Origin of the sequence: Hydrogenophaga sp. (assembly GCF_051858985.1) — a bacterium.
In the GTDB taxonomy this organism is placed as follows: domain Bacteria; phylum Pseudomonadota; class Gammaproteobacteria; order Burkholderiales; family Burkholderiaceae_C; genus Hydrogenophaga.
Window position 1 is genome coordinate 613402 of the sequence record NZ_JBHYGM010000002.1, and the last position, 14635, is coordinate 628036.

The window sequence follows — 14635 nt, forward strand, 5'->3', positions numbered from 1 at the left end:
GCCTGTCGCCTCGGTACCGGCGTGGGATCAGGCGGCCGCGGGCCGACCCACCGGAATGTACTGATCGCTGTGGTCGCGCAGCCAGTTGTCCGACAGGTCGCTGCTTTGCTGGGCGGGATGAAAGTCCTCGCGGAAGTAGGCACGCCACGGCTGGTAGCAGGTGCGCAGAAGGCCTTCGCGACCCAGCATGTGCCGTGCCGCGCTGCGCCAGGTGCTCCAGCGCCAGAGCGTGCCGTCGCGGTGCAGGTTGTTCACGGTCTGCCGAAGGGCGTCGGTGAGAAACACCAGCGTGATGCGCCGCATCCATTTGACGCGCCACGCATGGCTGCCCCCCAGCGCCTGGTAGAGATCGAACGCGGTGCACTTGTGCTCTGCTTCCTCGGCGCTGTGCCAGAGCCACAGGGTCTTCAGGCGCGGCTCGCAACCATCGAGCACCTGGTGATGGGACAGCATCCACTCGGCAAACAGGGCGGTGAAGTGCTCGTTGGCGGCGGTGATGGCCAGGCTGTGGCGCGGGTCGGTGCCCTCCAGCAACTTCATGCGCTCATCCGCGCGAGGCGCCCAGGCGTTCACCAGGCCGTGTTGCTCGATCCGGGCGTTGAACAGCGCATGGATCCGCCGGTGCGTGGCCTCCTGGCCAATGAAACCCTGTACCTCCGCGCGAAGCGGCGCTTGCTGATCAGCGGGCAGCGCCTTCAGACCCTCGCGCACTGAGTCGATGAAGAACTGTTCGCCGACGGGAAAGCTCATCGAGAGCGCGTTGAACCAGGCAGTCAGGAAAGGATCGCCCGAGCACCAGTGCCGTTGCACGGGTTGTTCGAGGTCGATCAGGAGGCGGCGGACGACGAGTTCGGTCATGGCGGTAGAGGAGGGAGTTGGTTTGGTACCGCGTGGTACCAGTTGGACGCATCGTGCCCCTTGCAAGGTGTCCTGTCAAGCCAGGGCCTAAGATGCCGTGTCATGAAAACCCGGGAACCGAGCCACGTCGACGAGACGCAAAACGACCACCACAGCCGCCTGCTGGAGGCCATGGCGCATGTGGCGGCCAGCCAGGGACTGGCGGCAGCCTCCATTGCCGCGGTGGTGGCCGAGGCGGGGGTGTCCAAGCGCACCTTCTATGAGCACTTCACCGGTAAGGACGACTGTTTCCTGGCCCTTTACCGCGCGGCGAGCGCGTCGGCATTGCGCACCCTGCGCGAGGCCGTGGATCCCACCCAGCCCTGGCAGGACCAGGTGGAACACGCGCTGGGCGCCTACCTCGCGCACCTGGCGGCGGGTCCGCAACTGGTTCGCATGCTGTTCGTCGAGATTCACCAGCTCGGCGAGGTCGGCGCCGCCGTGCGGCGGGAGGTGATGCAGTCCCTGGCCGATTTCATGCTGGAGACCATCCAGGACCGTTCCGCTCTCACGCCTGCGCTGGCCATGGCGGCGGTGGGCGGCATCCACGAGCTCGTGCTCCAGGCGATCGAGCGCGGAGAGGCCGCCGAACTCGAGCGCCTGACCCCGGGTGCCAGCGTGGTGGTGCGATTGCTCGCAGGCGCTCAAAAGTAGAAGGCCCGCTTGCGCGGGCCTTTGAAGCGTCTGGAGCAGATCAGGCCGCCAGCGGCAGCAGCGGGACGATCAGCAGCGCCACGATGTTGATGATCTTGATCAGCGGATTCACAGCCGGGCCTGCGGTGTCCTTGTAGGGGTCGCCCACGGTGTCACCCGTGACGGCGGCCTTGTGGGCCTCGCTGCCCTTGCCGCCGTGGTGGCCGTCTTCGATGTACTTCTTGGCGTTGTCCCAGGCGCCGCCGCCGGTGCACATGGAAATCGCCACGAACAGGCCGGTGACGATGGTGCCCATCAGCAGGCCACCCAGCGCCTTCGGTCCAAGGAACACGCCCACCAGAATCGGCACCACCACTGGCAACAGCGAGGGAATCACCATCTCCTTGATGGCCGCCGTGGTCAGCATGTCGACCGCCTTGCCGTATTCGGGCTTGGCCGTGCCTTCCATGATGCCGGGAATTTCCTTGAACTGGCGGCGCACTTCCACCACCACCGAGCCCGCGGCGCGCCCCACGGCTTCCATCGCCATGGCGCCGAACAGATAGGGGATCATGCCGCCGATGAACAGGCCCACGATCACCATCGGGTCGCTCAGGTCGAACTTGATCTGGTGCCCGTAGGTCTCCAGCTTGTGGGTGTAGTCGGCGAAAAGCACCAGGGCGGCCAGGCCGGCGGAGCCGATGGCATAGCCCTTGGTCACTGCCTTGGTGGTGTTGCCCACGGCGTCCAGCGGGTCGGTCACGTCGCGCACGCTGCTCGGCAGCTCTGCCATCTCGGCGATGCCACCGGCGTTGTCGGTGATGGGGCCGTAGGCGTCCAGCGCGACCACGATGCCCGCCATGCTCAGCATGGCAGTGGCGGCCACGGCAATGCCGTACAGGCCCGCGAGCTGGTAAGAGGCCATGATGCCCACGCACACGAACAGCACCGGCCACGCCGTGGAGCGCATGGACACGCCCAGGCCGGCAATGATGTTGGTGCCATGACCGGTGGTGGAAGCCTGCGCGATGTGCTTGACCGGCGAATACTGCGTGCCGGTGTAGAACTCCGTGATCCAGACCAGCACGGCAGTGAGCACCAGGCCCACGGCGCAGGCGCCGAAGAGGCGCAACTGGCTGCCGGTGGCGGTGATGGCGTTGTCGGGCATGATCCAGCCGGTGACGAACCAGAAGGCGATGAGCGAGAGCACGCCGGCTATCGCCAGGCCCTTGTAGAGCGCGGGCATCACGTTCTTCATCCCCGGGCTGGCCTTGACGAAGAAGCAGCCGACGATGGACGCCAGGATGGACACGCCGCCCAGCACGAGCGGGTACAGCACGGCCTGCATCGGTGCGGCTGCCACCATGAGCGCGCCGAGCACCATGGTCGCAATCAGCGTCACCGCGTAGGTCTCGAAAAGGTCGGCGGCCATGCCGGCGCAGTCGCCCACGTTGTCACCGACGTTGTCGGCGATCACCGCCGGGTTGCGGGGATCGTCTTCCGGAATGCCGGCCTCGACCTTGCCCACCAGGTCGGCGCCGACGTCCGCACCCTTGGTGAAGATGCCGCCGCCCAGTCGCGCAAAGATGGAGATCAGCGAGGAGCCAAAGGCAAAACCGATCAACGGGTTCAGCAGCGCAGCCAGGTTCTTGTCGGGCGTCAGGTTGCCGTTGCCGACGAGGAACCAGAAGAAGCCGGCCACGCCCAGCAGCCCCAGTCCTACCACCAGCATGCCGGTGATGGCGCCGCCGCGGAAGGCCACGTCCAGCGCCGGGCCGATGCCCTTGGTGGCAGCCTGCGCGGTGCGCACATTGGCCCGCACCGAGATGTTCATGCCGATGAAGCCACACGCGCCCGAGAGCACCGCGCCCAGCACGAAACCGATGGCAGTGGTGGTGCCCAGGAAGAAACCGATGAGGATGGTGATGACCACGCCGACGATGGCGATGGTCTTGTACTGCCGCGCCAGGTAGGCCGCGGCGCCGGTCTGGATCGCTCCGGCAATCTCCTGCATGCGGGCGTTGCCCGCGTCCTGCGAAAGGATCCAGCTGCGAGACCAGAACCCGTAGATGACGGCCACCAGCCCACAGGCCAGCGCGAATATCAGCGCACTTTGTCCAACCATGAAAGACTCCTGCTTGTTTCAAATGTTCGACTTGGAGGGGGCAACGCCTCCGGGGCTGCCCCCGCTGCGTTGCTTCCTCGCTGCCGGTCGCGCTGCAGAAGCAGCGCACAAACAGGGCGATTGGCCAACGGATCGAATTTAGCCCCAATCGGGCGAAATGCACGCTGGCCGCAACAGGAAGTCAGCCTGGAATCAGTAAAATCAGGGTAAATCCTAGGCGGTCGGCTCGCTTTGCGCGACGTTCCGGCTGTCAGGCGGCCATCCGTGCGGGTGGCGCGCTACCGTTTTCAACCAACCTCCCCTCGAACATGTCACTCGACAACGTCACGCCCGGCAACAACGTTCCTGAATCCTTCAACGTGATCATCGAAATTCCGATGAACGCGGACCCCATCAAGTACGAAGTGGACAAGGAAACCGGTGCGATCTTCGTGGACCGCTTCATGAGCACCGCGATGCACTACCCGACCAACTATGGCTACGTGCCCAGGACGATCTCGGGCGACGGCGATCCGGTGGATGTGCTGGTGATCACGCCGGTGCCGCTGATTCCTGGCGTGGTGGTGCCGTGCCGCGCGCTCGGGATTCTGAAGATGCAGGATGAGGCGGGCGAGGACGGCAAGGTGCTGGCCGTGCCGATCGACAAGATCCTCTCCATCTACACGCAGTGGCAGAAGCCCTCGGACCTGAACCCGATGCGCCTGAACACCATTCAGCACTTCTTCGAGCACTACAAGGACCTGGAGCCTGGCAAGTGGGTGAAGGTGCTGGGCTGGGAGGGCAAGGACGCCGCACACCAGGAAATCCTGGACGGTATCGCCAACTACGAACGCGCGCAGAAGGCTTGAAGCGTCACACCGCGGCGGTCGGTCCCAGGTCGCCGCGGTACTCAATCTTGCCGCGCACCCGCGCGCGTGGGTGCATGTCGATCAGCTCGTCGTAGCTGGCGTCGCCCATCAGCGTGGCCGAACCCGTGATCTCGAGCGCCTTGCGCGCGATCACGGTGCCGGTCACCTTGCCTTCTATGAACACATAGTCCGCTTCCAGGCGGGTGTTCTCGATCACCCCCGTGGGCCCCACGTGCAGCGTGCCGCCGGTTTCGAAGCTGATGTTGCCACTGAGATGGCCGTCCACCTTGATGCCCTGGTCCCGGCTGGACTGGAAGTGGCCTTCGAACGCGGAGCCTTCTGCAATCAGGCTGGTGATGGCGTTCAGGCGCTCGCTCGGCACGAGCCGCGAGGGGGTCGGTTGGGCGTTCATGGGTTCAGGGTTCCTGACGGTTCGGAGGGGTTTCGGTAGAACGTGGAGACGCAGCGTCCGTGACGGATGGGGCCGGCACGACCGTGAAGCGAGGCGAACGGAGGCCGGCCTGAGACACGTTCAGCATCCACGCCGCCACCGCAGCAGCGAACGCCATCACCATCAGCAGGGCCAGTCCGTAGCGCCAGAACGCCCAGGCCAGCCAGCGCATGGCCACGCGCCGACGCGCCACCCGGCGGTCGCGCGTCCAGCTCGCGCGCAGGGCCGCCTGGCGCAAGGCCTCGGCATCGGGACGCAGGGCGCGGGAATCCGGGGGGTCGAGCGACACGGCGCTGTTTCACTGTTGGCCCGTCGGCAAGGCGCGTTCCAGCGTGGCGTTGAGATCGGCGCCATTGACCTGGATGCGGCCGTAACGGATGACTCCTTGCACCCGGGCCGTGTCGTGCAGCGACACCTCGCCCTGGCCGGCATCCAGAATGCCGTCGGTCTGGCCCATCACGGAAATCTTCACTGCCGTGATGTCGCCTTTCACGCGTCCGGTTTCGGTGACCACCACCGCAGCTTCGGAACCTGCTGCCTGGGTAAGGTTGCCCTCGACCACTCCGGCGATGCTGCATGGGCCGCGCAATTGGGCGTTGCCCGTGAACTGCATGCCCTCGGCAACCATGCTGCGCGAGGGCAAGCCTTGAATGGCATCGGTCAATACCACCGGTTGCACCTGGGGCGGACCCCCGCTCGCTGTGGAGGGCAGGGCATTGCCCACCTGCACCTGCAGCGACTGGCCATAAGGCGTCGGCAAGCTGGGTGGGTAGGCGACGGCGGTCGGGTCGAAATCGGGAGCCTGGTAGGAGTCGTTCATGGATGGCAGTGGTGAGGCGGTGCGGATCACGCTCTGTCTTGGGGTGACGGACCTTGGCCGCCGAGTTTGAGCGTCTTGAACGGGCCTTGCAAGCTTGCACCTTCGTAGAGCTGCAACCGGCGCGCCATCAAGGTGCCTGTGGAAACGCCTGTTTTCGACACAAAGGCCATTCCCTGGCATTCCAGGCTGGTGTCGTGCGCGCTGCCGCCCGTGGCGCCGAGCTGGCCGAAGAGGTAGAAATCGTCGTCCACCTGGACGCGCCCTCGCACCACGCCGCCCGTCCAGATGATGAGACGCCCCCGGACGCGGATGTTGCCGGTGAGTGCGCCCTGTACCAGCAAACCGCCTTCGAATTCGAGATCGCCACTGAGCACACTGCCAGCGGCCACCCGGTTGATCACCACCATCGCGATCGGATCGATGGTCAGCGTGTCCTGCTGCGTCTTGAGGTCCATGGGAAGGGCGAGGGGGATTCAGCGGTAACTCACAGCCACCCAGAAGCCGGCCGAGACGATCAGGCACAGAACGCCAAGGAGGGCGATCCACAAGGCGTGCCGCTCCAGGCGGCGGCGCCAGACGCCAGGACGCTGGCGGGGCCGGCCCAGGGTTGACGCTCCATGGCCGAGGAGGATCCATTCCTGCCACCGTGCGCTGAGCAGCGCGTGCCCGCTGGCGAGGTTGACATCCAGACCTTGGGCCGCCAGTCGTTCGGCGTCCTGCTGACGGCCCATGAGCACCGACAAGGGTGGCCCGACGATCGTCTGGGTGAAGAAGGCGTCCGTGTCGTCCATGCGAGCTAGTTTATAGAAGCGGGGTCGCGCTTGATGGGATTGCGCAGCGCGAGGTGATCCAGGTACTGCTCGATGCCCTGACCTTCGCGTTCCAGGAAACGCTCCACCGCTTCGGCAAACGACGGATGCGCGAGCCAGTGCGCACTGGTGGTGGCCACTGGCAGCAGGGCACGGGCCATCTTGTGTTCGCCCTGCGCGCCACCCTCGAAGCGCTGGTACCCGTGGTCGATGCACCACGCGAGTGGCTGGTAGTAGCAGGCCTCGAAATGCAGGCAGTCCACGCGTTCCAGCGCACCCCAATAGCGCCCGTAGGCAACGCGCCGCTCGGGGTCGATGCCGATCAGGCTGCAGGCCATGGGCCGACCTTCACGCTCGGCGACGAACATCAGCCAGTTCTCGGGCATGGATTGCGCCATGCGCTGGAAGAAGTCGCGGTTGAGGTAAGGCGCGTTGCCGTGTTCCAGGTAGGTGCGTTCGTAGCAACGGTAGAAAAAAGCCCAGTCGTCGCGAGAGATGTCGGCACCCTGCGACCAGCGAAAGCCCACCCCGGCTTCGGCCACCTTGCGGCGCTCCTGTCGGATCTTCTTGCGTTTCTCCTGCTGCAGGCTGGCCAGGAAGTGATCGAAATTCAGGTACTGGCCGCCAGCGGGGCTCTCATTTGTCCAATGGAACTGCACGGTGTGGCGCAGCAGCAGGCCACCGAGTTCGGCGGCGGCCACGTCCTGAGCCTGGGTGAAGAGCAGGTGCAGCGAGGACAGCTCCTCTTCCCGGGCGTGCCCGATGAGTGCCCTGACCAGCGCCGCGCGCGCGTGTTCGTCCCGAGCCAGCAGCCGGGCGCCGGGCACCGGCGTGAAGGGCACGGCGACCAGCGCCTTGGGGTAGTAGTCCAGACCTTGCTGTGCGTAGGCATTGGCCCAGGCCCAGTCAAAGACGTACTCGCCGTAGGAGTGGTTCTTGAGGTACATCGGGCAGGCGGCCTGGAGGTCATCGCCCTTCCACAGCGTCACGAAACTGGGCTGCCACCCCGCCGCTTCCCGCGCGCAGCCGCTCTCATGCAGCGCCGCCAGGTATTCGTGGCGCATGAAGGGGCTGGGGTCGGGCTCGGTGGCCAGCAGCGCATTCCAGGTTGAAGGGGCAATGTCCCCCGGCGAGTGAAAAACCCGGGTGACATAATCGTTTTCAGTCAAGCAACGCCTCCGCCCGCCGCGCTTTCGCGGCCCGTTCAGCCAGATTTCCAGACCCCATGACTCTCTCCATCTGCGTGGCCCAGCTCAACTTCGTGGTGGGCGACATGGCGGGCAACGCCCGGAAAATCATCGACGCCGCGCAGCGGGCCCATGCACGGGGAGTGCGCCTGCTGCTCACCCCAGAACTCGCCATTTGCGGCTATGCCGCCGAAGACCTTTACCTGCGTCCCGCATTCGTCGATGCCTGCGATGATGCCCTCAAAACCGTGGTGCGTGAGACCGCCCACCTCAAAGGCCTGCACATCGTGGTGGGGCATCCTGCGCGCCCGATGGAGGCCGCAGGGCTGCGGCGCGAACGCAGCGTCTCGGTGGCGCATCTGCACAACGCGGCCAGCGTGGTCTGCGAAGGTCGCATCACCCACACCTACGCCAAGCGAGAGCTGCCCAACTACCAGGTGTTCGACGAGCGCCGTTACTTCGTGCCAGGCCACGCGCCGTGCGTGTTCGAGGTGTCGGGGGACGATGGCCGGCCGGTGAAGGCGGGCCTGCTGATCTGTGAAGACGCCTGGTTCGACGCGCCCGCGGCCGACTGCAAGGCGGCTGGTGCCGATCTGCTGATCGTCATCAACGCCTCCCCTTTCCACGCCGGCAAGGGCGGCGAGCGGGAAGCCACCATGCGGGACCGCGTGCAGGCCACGGGTCTTCCCATGGTGTACGCCCACCTCGTGGGTGGGCAGGACGAGATCGTGTTCGAAGGCCGCAGCTTCGTGCTGGACGCCGGGGGCGCGCTGGCCGGACGCGCGGTGAGCTTCGAGGAAACCCTGTTCGATGTGGCACTCGCCCGCACAGGCGAGGGTTGGAAGATCACGGCGGAGACCGATCGCGCGCACAGCCCGGAAGCCGATCTGTGGTACGCGCTGGTGCTGGGCGTGCGCGACTACCTGGGCAAGAACGGCTTTCCCGGCGCCATCCTTGGCCTTTCCGGCGGCATTGACTCCGCGCTGGTGCTGGCCATTGCGGTGGACGCGCTCGGCAAGGACCGGGTGCGCACGGTCATGATGCCTTCGCCTTACACGGCCGACATTTCCTGGATCGACGCGCGCGACATGGCCACACGCCTGGGCGTGCGTTACGACGAGATCGCCATTGCGCCGCAGTTCGAGGCATTCAAGGCCAGTCTGGCGACCGAGTTCGCCGGGCTGCCCGAGGACACCACCGAGGAAAACCTTCAGGCCCGCATCCGCGGCACGTTGCTCATGGCGCTGTCCAACAAGTTCGGCAGCATCGTGCTCACCACCGGCAACAAGAGCGAGATGGCCACGGGCTATTGCACGCTCTACGGCGACATGGCTGGCGGCTTTGCGGTGATCAAGGACGTGGCCAAGACCATGGTGTTCAAGCTGGCCCGCTGGCGCAACGCCCACGACCCGTACGGCACCGGTGCCAACCCCATTCCGGAGCGGATCATCACGCGTCCACCCAGCGCCGAGCTTCGTCCTGACCAGAAGGACCAGGACAGCCTGCCGGAATACCCGGTGCTGGACGCCATCATCGAGCGCTACATGGAGAACGACCAGAGCCCCGAGAGCATCGTGGCCGCGGGCTTTGATCGCGCCGATGTCGACAAAGTGGTGCGCCTGATCCGCATCAACGAGTACAAGCGTCGCCAGGCACCCGTGGGCATTCGCGTCACGCACCGCAGCTTCGGCAAGGACTGGCGCTACCCGATCACGAGCAAGTACCGGGCTTAGAGCTTCAGCACGGCGCGCATCTCCCCCACCTCGATGCCGGCGGCGTTCTTCAGCGGCGGCGGCATCAGTGACGCCAGCGCGGCGCGGCTCTCGTCGTCGAGCCATCCGAGTTGGTCCAGCGCGGACACAAAGGCCACCATGAGCGGCGCCAGTTGGCCGTCGCTGACCTTGGCGGCAATGCCGATGCCCCGGCTGAAGCTGGCCAGGGCCTGGACACCGTCGGCGCCCACCTTGCTGACCCAGTCGCTGCGCCCCGCGCGCATCAGGGCGAGGTCGTTGCGGCCCTGTCCGCTGACCAGATCGGGATGGCGGCTCATGGCACGCGCGACGCGCTGCGGTGCGTTGCCGAACAGCGGGTCAGGTCCGGCCAGGGTCAGGCGGGCGAAGCCGTGTGCCAGCGCCTGCAGCGGCACGGCGAAATTGGGCGCACTGCAGCCGTCGATGCCGAGCACGAGCTGGTCCGCGGGCACGCCAGTGAAGTGGCTGACGCTGCGGGCGATCTCCTGCTGCACTGGGTGCGAAGGATCGAGGTAGCCCGCCAGCGGCGCACCCAGTGAGTCGGCGAGCAACAGCATGCCGGTGTGCTTGCCGGAACAGTTGTGGTGCAGGCGGTTGAACTGTGCACCGGGCTCGGGCGTCTTTCCGGTGGCGCCGAAGAAGAAGGGCACGTGGGTGCCGCAGGCAAGCGATGATTCGTCCGCGCCAATGCGTGCCAGCAACGAGGCGGCGCGTTCCACGTGCACGGGTTCGCCACTGTGACTGGCGCAGAGCAGTGCCACATCGGCATCCTCCAGCCTCAGGCGATCGGCGGCCTGGGCGATCAACGGCATGGCCTGGAAGGGCTTGAGCGCCGAGCGCGTGAACATCGGCGCGCGGACATCGCCCACACTGGCCAGAAGTTGTCCTTGGGCGTTCACCACCGCCAGCGAGCCGTGGTGCACGTTTTCGGGATGGCCGCCTCGAAACGTGACGGTGAGGGGCACGTGAACCGGCAATGAGGTGAGGGTCATGTGATGTCTCTTGAAGGCAATGCCCGAGTGTACGAACGGCGCAGAACGCCTTGGGCATAATCAGACGACAAACCCCGCATTGCCCTGGAGACAACCATGAAGCAGATCACCGCCGTCATCAAACCGTTCAAGCTTGAAGAGGTTCGCGAGGCGCTGGCCGAACAGGGCGTGACCGGTTTGACCGTGACCGAGGTCAAGGGCTTCGGACGCCAGAAGGGTCACACGGAGCTGTACCGTGGCGCCGAATATGTGGTGGACTTCCTGCCCAAGGTCAAGGTGGAGGTCGTGGTCAAGACCGTGGATGTGGAGCGCTGCGTGGACGCCATCATCCGCGCGGCTCGCACGGGCAAGATCGGTGATGGCAAGATCTTCGTGACCTCGGTCGAACGCGTGGTTCGGATCCGCACCGGCGAAGAGGACGAAACCGCCGTCTGAGCGTTCAGATTTCCTCGATGCGGGCTTCGGAGGCCATGCCCGCATCCTGCACGAGGGCGGGCAGCAGCGTGGCGATGTCGCTGCCCACACGGATCAGGCCCATCTGCCATTCGTTCATGAACTGATGTTCGACGCTGGTGCCGATGAACGACATCAGGCCGTCGAAGTAACCCGCCACGTTGAGCAGGCCCACCGGCTTGTCGTGGTAACCCAGCTGGCGCCAGGTCCAGACCTCAAAGAATTCCTCGAAGGTGCCGATGCCGCCAGGCAACGCAAGGAATGCGTCGGCACGGTCGGCCATGAGGCGTTTTCGCTCGTGCATGGTGTCCACCACGTGCAGTTCGGTGCATCCCTGGTGTGCCCATTCCTTTTCCACCAATGCCTTGGGAATGATGCCCACCACCCGGCCGCCGGCGGCCAGCGTGGCTTCGGCGACGATGCCCATGAGCCCATTGCGCCCGCCTCCGTAGACCAGTTGTCCACCGCGATGCCCGATCCACTCGCCCACACTTTGCGCGGCTTCGGAGAAGGCGCCTTGATTGCCCGGACGGGAGCCGCAGTAGACGCAAAGTGAAAAGGTCGGTTCGGTCATGGTGCGAGATGCAGTGAAACTCCCCAGCGCGACCACAAGGCGGCCAGCCAGATGACGACGCACGCCAGCAGGCTGAGCAGCACGGCCGCGCTGCCCATGTCCTTGGCTCGCTTGGACAGGTCGTGCCATTCAGGTCCGATGCGGTCGATGGCGGTTTCGATCCCGGTGTTGAGCAACTCCACCACCATCACCCAGACGACGGAACCCGCCAGCAAAGCCGTTTCCACCCAGGTCTGGCCCACCCAGAACGCGGCCGGCACCATCACCATCGCGGCCAGGGCCTCCTGTCGGAATGCCGTCTCGCCCCAGCCCGCGCGCAGTCCCGCCAGGGAGTAGCCAAACGCATGCCACATGCGCGAGAGTCCACCTCGCTGCTTCTGCGCATTGGGGGGTTCGCGTTCCGCGCTGGCGGTCATGGCGTGGAAGCAGTGCTGCGCTTGGCTGGCCGCACGCGGGCAGCGGGCGCTTCATGGACCAGGCGCGTGCCCGCCAGTGCATCGTGCAGGAACTGGCGCTCGGGATGAAATCGGGAGAGCAGCGCCCAGACCACGATCCAGCCCGCCAGCAGGACAGAAAGTTCGGCACCGGAGGTCTGCAGCGCAGACGAGAGCGCCAGCGGCGGCAGCAGCCATAGCCAGGACAGCAGGTAGCGCCACAGGGCGCGGGACTGGCTGATTGCGCCGCCTTGGCGATTCACCACGCGGATGTGCCAGGTCTTCATGGCCAGCGTCTGGCCCTTGGCCCAGAACCACGTGAAATAGATGCCGAACACCACGAACAGGAAGGCCTGCTGGGCGTGGCGGTTGTCCAGCGCATTGCGGGTTTGCGTCAGGGTGGAGAACAGGTATCCGGCGATGAACACCACGCCGAACATGAGCATGCCTTCATAGAGCCAGCAGGCCATGCGGCGGCGCAGCGAGGGGGCCATCTGGGGAAACGTGGGAGAGGTGTCGATCGTCGCGGTCATGTCCGGGAATTGTCGCATCGGCGCCATGGCGACCCTGCGGAAGCCAATTTTTCAGCGTGCCCCGCCGACAGGCGATGTTGCAGTGCGATAATGCGCGCTGCATTCAATCAGGCAAACGGATCAGGGTCCGGCGGAGTATGTGTCCGCTCATGGCCACTGGTCTCAAGTCTCGAAACCATTCCACAAGAGTTGGTCTAGAGGCACCCAAGGTTTTTCGTCAGAGAAATTCTCGAAAGGTTCATCATGGAAATCAGCAAGGCCGAACTGGCCTCGGCTGCCGCCGCCAACAGCGCGGGCAGCCAGGAACTCCGCGGAGCGGAAATTCTCATCAAGGCCCTGCAGGCCGAAGGCGTGAAGTACATCTGGGGATACCCCGGTGGCGCCGTTCTCCACATCTACGACGCGTTCTACAAGCAGGACACCATCCAGCATGTGCTGGTGCGTCACGAGCAGGCCGCCGTGCACGCTGCCGATGGCTACGCGCGCGCCACGGGCGATGTGGGCGTTGCACTGGTCACCTCTGGCCCGGGCGTCACCAATGCCGTCACCGGCATTGCCACGGCCTACATGGACAGCATCCCCATGGTGATCGTCACCGGACAGGTGCCCACGGCGGCGATCGGTCTGGACGCTTTCCAGGAGTGCGATACCGTGGGGATCACGCGCCCCATCGTCAAGCACAACTTCCTGGTGAAGGATGCGCGCGACATGGCGATGGTCATGAAGAAGGCTTTCCACATCGCTCGCAGCGGCCGGCCCGGCCCGGTCGTGGTCGACATTCCGAAGGACGTGTCCTTCAACAAGGTGCCTTACCACGGCTACCCGGAATCGGTGGAGATGCGTTCCTACAACCCGGTGCGCAAAGGCCATGGTGGACAGATCCGCAAGGCACTGCAATTGCTGCTTTCAGCCAAGCGGCCTTATATCTACACCGGCGGCGGCGTGCTGCTGGGCAACGCCACCAACGAGCTTCGCACGCTGGTGGACATGCTGGGCTACCCGGTCACCAACACGCTCATGGGCCTGGGCGCCTACCCGGCCTCTGACCGCAAGTTCCTCGGCATGCTGGGCATGCACGGCACGATCGAAGCCAACAATGCCATGCAGAACTGCGACGTGCTGCTGGCTGTGGGCGCGCGATTCGACGACCGCGTGATCGGCAACCCCAAGCACTTCGCGCAGAACGAGCGCAAGATCATTCACGTGGACATCGATCCGTCGAGCATTTCCAAGCGCGTGAAGGTCGACGTGCCGATCGTGGGTGACGTCAAGGACGTGCTCACCGAACTCATCAACATGGTGCGTGAAAGCGCCATCAAGCCCGATGGCAAGGCGCTCTCCGCCTGGTGGGACACGATCGAGACCTGGCGTGCCAAGGACTGCCTGAAATACGACCGCGGCAACCAGGACGTGATCAAGCCGCAATACGTGGTGGAAACCCTCTGGAACATGACCAAGGACGCCGACACATACATCACGTCCGACGTGGGTCAGCACCAGATGTGGGCGGCGCAGTACTACCGCTTCGATGAGCCGCGCCGCTGGATCAACTCCGGCGGCCTGGGCACCATGGGTGTGGGCATTCCCTACGCCATGGGCATCAAGCTCGCCAAGCCCGACAGCGAGGTGTTCTGCGTGACGGGCGAAGGCTCCGTGCAGATGTGCATTCAGGAGCTCTCCACCTGCCTGCAATACAACACGCCGATCAAGGTGGTGGCGCTGAACAACCGCTATCTCGGCATGGTGCGGCAGTGGCAGGAGATCGACTACGAAGGTCGGTACAGCCACAGCTACATGGACGCCTTGCCCAACTTCGTGAAGCTGGCCGAAGCCTATGGGCATGTGGGCATGCTGATCGAACGTCCGCAGGATGTGGAACCCGCCCTTCGCGAGGCGCGCAAGCTCAAGGACCGCACCGTGTTCATGGACTTCCGCACCGACCCGACGGAAAACGTGTTCCCCATGGTCAAGGCCGGCAAGGGCATCACCGAGATGCTGCTGGGTTCCGAAGACCTCTGATTTTTCGCGAAGCCGAGCGCAAGCCCGCTGCTTCATCCCTCTAGACGAATCTATTGTCCGCCGAGCCTGTGCATTACCGTGCGCAGGGGAGGGCGGCGAAAAGAGGAAT

Annotated in this window: 17 protein-coding genes; 5 read left to right on the forward strand and 12 right to left on the reverse strand. The window is 65.1% G+C overall.

The window, feature by feature from the left end; all coding sequences use genetic code 11:
• Positions 1–27: 27 nt before the first annotated feature.
• Positions 28–858 (reverse strand): metal-dependent hydrolase, encoded by an 831-nt coding sequence (locus tag ACTIEY_RS09360; protein WP_439518834.1) that lies wholly within the window; start codon positions 856–858, stop codon positions 28–30.
• 102 nt (positions 859–960) lie between these two features.
• On the opposite strand from ACTIEY_RS09360, the gene ACTIEY_RS09365 reads away from it, so the two are divergent.
• Positions 961–1551 carry a TetR/AcrR family transcriptional regulator gene (locus ACTIEY_RS09365; RefSeq protein WP_439518835.1) on the forward strand — a complete coding sequence of 197 codons (591 nt, stop codon included), beginning with the start codon at positions 961–963 and terminating at the stop codon, positions 1549–1551.
• Positions 1552–1591: 40 nt separating this feature from the next.
• Here ACTIEY_RS09365 and ACTIEY_RS09370 read toward each other — a convergent pair whose 3' ends face one another.
• Positions 1592–3655: a sodium-translocating pyrophosphatase gene (locus ACTIEY_RS09370; protein ID WP_439518836.1), complete on the reverse strand. Its 2064-nt coding sequence runs from the start codon at positions 3653–3655 to the stop codon at positions 1592–1594.
• 308 nt (positions 3656–3963) lie between these two features.
• Here ACTIEY_RS09370 and ppa point away from each other — a divergent pair, with 308 nt between their 5' ends.
• Entirely contained in the window at positions 3964–4503 is a 540-nt protein-coding gene (ppa, locus tag ACTIEY_RS09375) for an inorganic diphosphatase (RefSeq protein WP_439518837.1), read from the forward strand.
• A gap of 4 nt (positions 4504–4507) precedes the next feature.
• Here the strand turns inward: ppa and ACTIEY_RS09380 are convergent, their stop codons facing one another.
• The 6 genes from ACTIEY_RS09380 to ACTIEY_RS09405 are packed head-to-tail and all read right to left on the reverse strand — an operon-like array spanning position 4508 to position 7752.
• A complete protein-coding gene (locus ACTIEY_RS09380; RefSeq protein WP_439518838.1) occupies positions 4508–4915 on the reverse strand; it encodes a bactofilin family protein in 408 nt (135 codons plus the stop codon).
• 4 nt (positions 4916–4919) lie between these two features.
• Positions 4920–5243, reverse strand: a complete 324-nt coding sequence (locus ACTIEY_RS09385; protein ID WP_439518839.1) for a hypothetical protein — start codon at positions 5241–5243, stop codon at positions 4920–4922.
• Positions 5244–5252: 9 nt separating this feature from the next.
• Positions 5253–5774: a bactofilin family protein gene (locus ACTIEY_RS09390; protein ID WP_439518840.1), complete on the reverse strand. Its 522-nt coding sequence runs from the start codon at positions 5772–5774 to the stop codon at positions 5253–5255.
• A gap of 26 nt (positions 5775–5800) precedes the next feature.
• A complete protein-coding gene (locus ACTIEY_RS09395) occupies positions 5801–6229 on the reverse strand; it encodes a bactofilin family protein (RefSeq protein WP_439518841.1) in 429 nt (142 codons plus the stop codon).
• Between the two features lie 18 nt (positions 6230–6247).
• Positions 6248–6565: a hypothetical protein gene (locus ACTIEY_RS09400; protein WP_439518842.1), complete on the reverse strand. Its 318-nt coding sequence runs from the start codon at positions 6563–6565 to the stop codon at positions 6248–6250.
• Positions 6566–6570: 5 nt separating this feature from the next.
• Complete coding sequence (locus ACTIEY_RS09405) at positions 6571–7752, reverse strand: GNAT family N-acetyltransferase (RefSeq protein ID WP_439518843.1); 1182 nt, start codon at positions 7750–7752, stop codon at positions 6571–6573.
• Positions 7753–7808: 56 nt separating this feature from the next.
• Between ACTIEY_RS09405 and ACTIEY_RS09410 the strand changes: the two genes are divergently transcribed.
• Positions 7809–9503: an NAD+ synthase gene (locus tag ACTIEY_RS09410; protein WP_439518844.1), complete on the forward strand. Its 1695-nt coding sequence runs from the start codon at positions 7809–7811 to the stop codon at positions 9501–9503.
• Here ACTIEY_RS09410 and ACTIEY_RS09415 read toward each other — a convergent pair.
• Entirely contained in the window at positions 9500–10513 is a 1014-nt protein-coding gene (locus ACTIEY_RS09415) for an asparaginase (protein ID WP_439518845.1), read from the reverse strand. The two genes, ACTIEY_RS09410 and ACTIEY_RS09415, sit on opposite strands and share 4 nt — an antisense overlap.
• A gap of 96 nt (positions 10514–10609) precedes the next feature.
• Here ACTIEY_RS09415 and ACTIEY_RS09420 point away from each other — a divergent pair, with 96 nt between their 5' ends.
• The gene (locus ACTIEY_RS09420) at positions 10610–10948 is read left to right on the forward strand and encodes a P-II family nitrogen regulator (RefSeq protein WP_056274681.1); all 339 of its coding nucleotides are present in this window, start codon (positions 10610–10612) and stop codon (positions 10946–10948) included.
• A gap of 4 nt (positions 10949–10952) precedes the next feature.
• On the opposite strand, the gene ACTIEY_RS09425 is transcribed toward ACTIEY_RS09420, so the two are convergent.
• Genes ACTIEY_RS09425 through ACTIEY_RS09435 form a run of 3 tightly spaced genes read right to left on the reverse strand, consistent with a single transcriptional unit; the run spans position 10953 to position 12507 of the window.
• Positions 10953–11540, reverse strand: coding sequence for a TIGR00730 family Rossman fold protein (locus ACTIEY_RS09425; protein WP_439518846.1), 588 nt, complete (start codon positions 11538–11540; stop codon positions 10953–10955).
• Positions 11537–11956: a diacylglycerol kinase gene (locus ACTIEY_RS09430; RefSeq protein WP_439518847.1), complete on the reverse strand. Its 420-nt coding sequence runs from the start codon at positions 11954–11956 to the stop codon at positions 11537–11539. Before ACTIEY_RS09430 ends, ACTIEY_RS09425 begins: the two co-directional genes overlap by 4 nt.
• Positions 11953–12507: an RDD family protein gene (locus tag ACTIEY_RS09435; RefSeq protein WP_439518848.1), complete on the reverse strand. Its 555-nt coding sequence runs from the start codon at positions 12505–12507 to the stop codon at positions 11953–11955. The genes ACTIEY_RS09430 and ACTIEY_RS09435 overlap by 4 nt, the downstream gene beginning before the upstream one ends.
• 243 nt (positions 12508–12750) lie before the next feature.
• On the opposite strand from ACTIEY_RS09435, the gene ACTIEY_RS09440 reads away from it, so the two are divergent.
• A complete protein-coding gene (locus tag ACTIEY_RS09440) occupies positions 12751–14526 on the forward strand; it encodes an acetolactate synthase 3 catalytic subunit (RefSeq protein WP_439518849.1) in 1776 nt (591 codons plus the stop codon).
• The last annotated feature ends 109 nt before the right edge of the window (positions 14527–14635 follow it).

What these genes read in the sequence shown, in the direction of transcription:
- ACTIEY_RS09420 (WP_056274681.1), top strand. Translation starts at nt 10,610, where the DNA reads ATGAAGCAGATCACCGCCGTCATCAAACCGTTCAAGCTTGAAGAGGTT.
- ACTIEY_RS09425 (WP_439518846.1), bottom strand. Translation starts at nt 11,540, where the DNA reads ATGACCGAACCGACCTTTTCACTTTGCGTCTACTGCGGCTCCCGTCCG.
- ACTIEY_RS09390 (WP_439518840.1), bottom strand. Translation starts at nt 5,774, where the DNA reads ATGAACGACTCCTACCAGGCTCCCGATTTCGACCCGACCGCCGTCGCC.
- ACTIEY_RS09430 (WP_439518847.1), bottom strand. Translation starts at nt 11,956, where the DNA reads ATGACCGCCAGCGCGGAACGCGAACCCCCCAATGCGCAGAAGCAGCGA.
- ACTIEY_RS09395 (WP_439518841.1), bottom strand. Translation starts at nt 6,229, where the DNA reads ATGGACCTCAAGACGCAGCAGGACACGCTGACCATCGATCCGATCGCG.
- ACTIEY_RS09380 (WP_439518838.1), bottom strand. Translation starts at nt 4,915, where the DNA reads ATGAACGCCCAACCGACCCCCTCGCGGCTCGTGCCGAGCGAGCGCCTG.
- ACTIEY_RS09415 (WP_439518845.1), bottom strand. Translation starts at nt 10,513, where the DNA reads ATGACCCTCACCTCATTGCCGGTTCACGTGCCCCTCACCGTCACGTTT.
- ACTIEY_RS09440 (WP_439518849.1), top strand. Translation starts at nt 12,751, where the DNA reads ATGGAAATCAGCAAGGCCGAACTGGCCTCGGCTGCCGCCGCCAACAGC.
- ppa (WP_439518837.1), top strand. Translation starts at nt 3,964, where the DNA reads ATGTCACTCGACAACGTCACGCCCGGCAACAACGTTCCTGAATCCTTC.
- ACTIEY_RS09400 (WP_439518842.1), bottom strand. Translation starts at nt 6,565, where the DNA reads ATGGACGACACGGACGCCTTCTTCACCCAGACGATCGTCGGGCCACCC.
- ACTIEY_RS09360 (WP_439518834.1), bottom strand. Translation starts at nt 858, where the DNA reads ATGACCGAACTCGTCGTCCGCCGCCTCCTGATCGACCTCGAACAACCC.
- ACTIEY_RS09365 (WP_439518835.1), top strand. Translation starts at nt 961, where the DNA reads ATGAAAACCCGGGAACCGAGCCACGTCGACGAGACGCAAAACGACCAC.
- ACTIEY_RS09410 (WP_439518844.1), top strand. Translation starts at nt 7,809, where the DNA reads ATGACTCTCTCCATCTGCGTGGCCCAGCTCAACTTCGTGGTGGGCGAC.
- ACTIEY_RS09435 (WP_439518848.1), bottom strand. Translation starts at nt 12,507, where the DNA reads ATGACCGCGACGATCGACACCTCTCCCACGTTTCCCCAGATGGCCCCC.
- ACTIEY_RS09370 (WP_439518836.1), bottom strand. Translation starts at nt 3,655, where the DNA reads ATGGTTGGACAAAGTGCGCTGATATTCGCGCTGGCCTGTGGGCTGGTG.